The organism is Clostridium sp. AM25-23AC (assembly GCF_003435125.1).
GTDB lineage: Bacteria > Bacillota > Clostridia > Lachnospirales > Lachnospiraceae > Pilosibacter > Pilosibacter fragilis.
Genome location: NZ_QWGI01000064.1, coordinates 1 through 4,368 on the forward strand (window position 1 = coordinate 1; position 4,368 = coordinate 4,368).

At 44.5% G+C, this 4,368-nt stretch carries 3 protein-coding genes and 1 pseudogene; all 4 read left to right on the plus strand.

Features of this window, described 5'->3' with window-relative positions:
- Positions 1-4: 4 nt before the first annotated feature.
- Positions 5-457: pseudogene (locus DW677_RS19000) on the plus strand (relaxase/mobilization nuclease domain-containing protein); the annotation flags it as partial.
- A gap of 46 nt (positions 458-503) precedes the next feature.
- Complete coding sequence (locus DW677_RS19005) at positions 504-1,082, plus strand: hypothetical protein (RefSeq protein ID WP_235845210.1); 579 nt, start codon at positions 504-506, stop codon at positions 1,080-1,082.
- A 134-nt stretch (positions 1,083-1,216) separates the two neighbouring features.
- On the plus strand, positions 1,217-1,771 hold the full coding sequence (locus tag DW677_RS17520; RefSeq protein WP_002595445.1) for a hypothetical protein: 555 nt from the start codon (positions 1,217-1,219) through the stop codon (positions 1,769-1,771).
- Positions 1,772-2,053: 282 nt separating this feature from the next.
- Entirely contained in the window at positions 2,054-3,436 is a 1,383-nt protein-coding gene (locus tag DW677_RS17525) for a hypothetical protein (RefSeq protein WP_002595441.1), read from the plus strand.
- Positions 3,437-4,368 lie beyond the last annotated feature (932 nt).

Sequence of the window (4,368 nt, forward strand, 5' to 3'; positions counted from 1 at the left end):
GCTTGTGGCTACCCATAAGGACAAAAAACATATCCATACGCACTTTATCGTCAATTCCGTCAATTTTGAGGACGGGCACAAGCTGCAGTGGAGCAGCGCCGACCTGCAGGAGCTGAAGGAGCGGTGCAACGCACAGAGCAGGGAGCAGGGGCTACACGTCTCAGAAAAGGGAAAGACCTTTGAAGGAGCGGAACGTGAGGAAACAGTGGCATGGAAAAAAGAGACGTACCAGCTTCTGAAGCAGGCGGAGCAGGGGAAAGTGAAAAGCTATGTCCAGGACATTGCCCTGGCAGTCCTGGACTGTAAGGAAACAGCGACCAGCCGGGAAAGCTTTATTCGGCTGATGAATGAAAGAGGGTACGGAGTGGACTGGCAGGACAGCCACAAATACATCACATATACCGACTTAGCAAGGAAGCAGGCAGGAGAAAAGGCTTGCAAAATTCGTAATAATAAGCTGGAAAAATACTACAACATGGGTTTTGGAAAGGAGGAACTGGAGCATGAGTTTGAGAGAAATGCACGAACAGCAGAAGTCAGAGCAGGCAAGTCCGAGAGAACGGATCCAAGAACTGAACCGTCAGAGCCGGACAGAGCTGGAGAACAGCCTGCTGAAGGAAGCCTTAGCTTTGTCGAGCGAGAGCTGCGAGGAATTGATGAAGCAGTCAAATCAAGGACAAGCAAGGGCAGAGCAGAACAGGCAGAGAGACGCCGAGCTGAGCAGGCAGCTCATCAGCGAGCTGAAGAAGCAAGTCGAGCAGTTAGAGAACAGCAACGAACTACTTCAGAACGCCATATCAGCCGGAATTGGGAGCCTGAGAGATGAGGTCAGAGAAAGTACCGTCCAAGAGGTAAAAAAGGCGTTACAGGCGAATATAGAGGCGGTACAGAAGGCAACAAAAGCTCTTGAAAAGCAGTCTGATACGCTTACAAGCGTAATGAAGCAGAAAGTCCGGGAGCTGGAGGAAAGCAAAAACAGCTTTTTCAGATATGAGGGCTTGAAGATATACCTGTTTTGGGGCGGTATGGTCTGTAATATTGGGACGTTTTTGATAGTGTTATATTATTTATTTGTCAAGTAAAGTTTTATAAAAATGTTATATATAATTAATGTTTTTTTGTTGAAAATATAGTATAGTAAAACAAAAAGGAGGGGATGCCAATGTACTTGTTGCTTTAGATGCTATAAAAATACATTGACATAGGAGGAAAATTAATGAGAAATATTCGCAGATCTGTAGCGTTAGCTTTGGCAGCAATAATGATGATGGCTATGAATATGGTTAGTTTTGCAGCAGATACAGCTCCTGCTGAAACCGAGGCGGTAGAATCGGTGACTCGTTCAACTAATGGAGAATCTGTTTTGCTGGATAAAGTATATTTTGCGTGTGATGGAAAAAACACAATTTCTTCTCGAGAACCTATTCCTGCTACAGCTTTAGATATTGAAAATAGAATTTTAGGAAGTATGGAGTATTTTTATGATGGTTTAGATTCATCTGGAAGACCGCAGTACACAGTTAAGGCATCTATGACGTCTAATCCATTAAAATTAAAATCCAGTAAACTTGTAACAAGAGCTGAAGGAGTAAATAGTTGGCATACAAATGAAGAAGATCATAATGGGTATACAGGAACTAATTCTCGAAGCTATGTATATACGACTCCGAATCCACCATCAAATCCATATTGTGAAGCAATATTAACCGCAACTGATGAGAAAGGTGACGAATACGCAGTATGGAAAGGAACTCTTCGTGATGCTAAGTAGAAAATACTGAAATATTGGTAAGAGTAGTGATGAAAATAAGAGGGAGTGAAGTGAGGATGAGATATTCTTAATTCACTCCCTTTTTTTAGAGGTCAAAAAGGTGCAATAAATTCATTGATAAGATAAGCGGTGAAGGCGAGAGGGAGTGAGGTGTAGATATTGACACCAAAAAGGCACTCCCTTATACTTGAGAGAAAAAGGTGCAAAAATCTATTGATAAGATTAGCGGTCAGGCGGAGTAAGGGCAGTATATTATATAATATATCTAAGTAGGAGAAAAATATGCGTAGAAATACAAAAACAATGTATGAGTGGAGAAAGGTATATAGGGATAAAGAGGAGCTGATGTTGGAGAGAGGTTTTCCAGAGGTCAGCCCCCATGAGTTCTATCGTGACTTGTTCCCAGAGGGGAGCTTACAGAGTGCAGAGCATGACGGAAAAGGAAATGTGATTGCAACCCAGATAAGACCATCTGGAAAGGGAAGAACGAAGCAGTGGGTTATAGATGATAGTCTGAATATGCTTGATAAGGTCATAGGGGACGAGTTCGGACTGATACCGCCTATCACGTTCTATGGCAAGACACACACGAAGCAGAACGCACATGAACTGTATGCGGTTGCAATAGATATTGATTATGTCGGAAAACAGCAGTTGAAGAACCTCTTGAAGCAATTCGGGAACGGAGTACAGCTCCGACCGACCTACCTTGTGAGTTCTGGAAAGGGTGTCCATGCCTATTACTTTTTGAAAGAGCCAGTACAGTTGTATCATAATCTGGAAGATACCCTTGCGGAGCTGAAAGAAGCATTTATCCGCAGACTATGGAACGATACGAGCAGTATCAGACCAGACAGCCCAGATATAACAGGTATCTATCAAGGCTTTAGGTGTGTTGGGAGCCAGAGCAAGCTGGGGGCAGACTTCCCAGTGAAAGCCTATAAGATGTCGGATAACCGCTATACTCTGGAAGATATAAAGGACAGCATACCGAACTGTAAGGTTGATTTATCGGTACTTACAGAGAAGCCGAAGAAAGAAAAGAGTAAGCTGTCACTGGACGAAGCAAAGAAGCTGTACCCAGAGTGGTATCAAGAGCGAGTTGTAGAGGGCAGACCGAAGAAAAAAGGCACATGGGTGTGTAATGAAGCCCTTTATGAGTGGTGGAAGAACAAGATTTTTACCGAAGTAAAGGTAGGCGGTAGGTACTTCTCAATCATGGCATTGTGTGCGTATGGCTTGAAATGTGGCATATCTGAAAGACGAATAAGGCAAGATGCCTATTCATTTTTGGAGCATCTGGAGAGCCTTACAGATGATGAGGACAACCATTTTACAAGGGAAGATGTAAAGGACGCATTGAAAGCCCTCAAAGCTGATAACAAGCTACTTTCGACTATGGCAAGCCGAGAATGGATAGAGAAGCAGACGAAAGTTGTCATACCGCCAAATAAGAGGAACGGCAGAAAGCAAGCCACGCACTTAAAAATCGCACGTTTTACCCTTGAAACAATGAATGAGGACAGGGGCAAAGCTCTACAAGGGAGACCAGACAAGGCGAAGATTGTCGAAGAATGGAGAGAAAGCAACCCTCTGGGAACAAAAGCGGACTGCATCCGAGAGACAGGACTTGCAAAGCATACGGTTTATAAGTGGTGGAAGTAGGGCATACTTGAAATGCTGAAAGGCATATGCTATAATGCCAGTAGGCAAGAAAGACGAAAGTGCTCATTGTGGCACGCAAAAAGCCCCGGAGTTGCGACCTCCGGGGCTTTTCTATTCCGTTGTGGCAAGGTGGCTTATGCCTTAGGCTGGCTACCGCCTATTTATCTCCGTCCAGCCATTTGCAGATGTAGTAGGCGACTACACTTGCCAAGACAGAGAGTAAGAAAGACGAAAATATACTCATGGTGGCACACCCCCTTTCTGTACCTGTATAGGGGTGGTAGCGTTGCCCATTATACCATAGTGGCAGAAATGCCACAAGAAGCCATTTCCCCTTGTTTATTATCAGAGCCATAAGGAAAAGAGTGTCAAGGGCGGTCGAAAGACCGCAGCGTTTACCCTTGATACTCTTTTTTGTTGGCTATCATGCCGGAGGGGGAAACGGCTGTCCGTCCGTTCCGTCACTTCCCCTTGTGCTTCATTGTCTGTTCCGGCGGAAGAAAGTAAAGGGTGGTCTGCGACCATTTTTTATCTGCTGCATTCGCTGATCGGCAAGCCGAAGCTCATACTGCAGATAAAAAACAAGCCCTTGACTGTCTCCCTCCTACACTTCCAAAGTCGCCCAAGAGGAAGTAAGCTCCACTGTATTTCTGGCGAAATCCACGCACGAATATATCCGCTTGACAAGTGGCTATCACTATGCTATATTATGTGTAGCGGATATATTGCAAGTTCCCTAAAGTGATAGCCTAACGGCTACACTTTAGAACTTGTGAGGGTGGCAAAGCCCCCCTTCAATCCCCCTTTGAGTGACCGCAGATATGCGGTAAATTGTTGAGTGATAGCCAAGAAGAAAGAGAGGTAAAAGCATGAGTTGGGGCGAGGAACAGCAGAAAGAAATTGAGACAATCAGAGAGAGAAAAATCACAGTG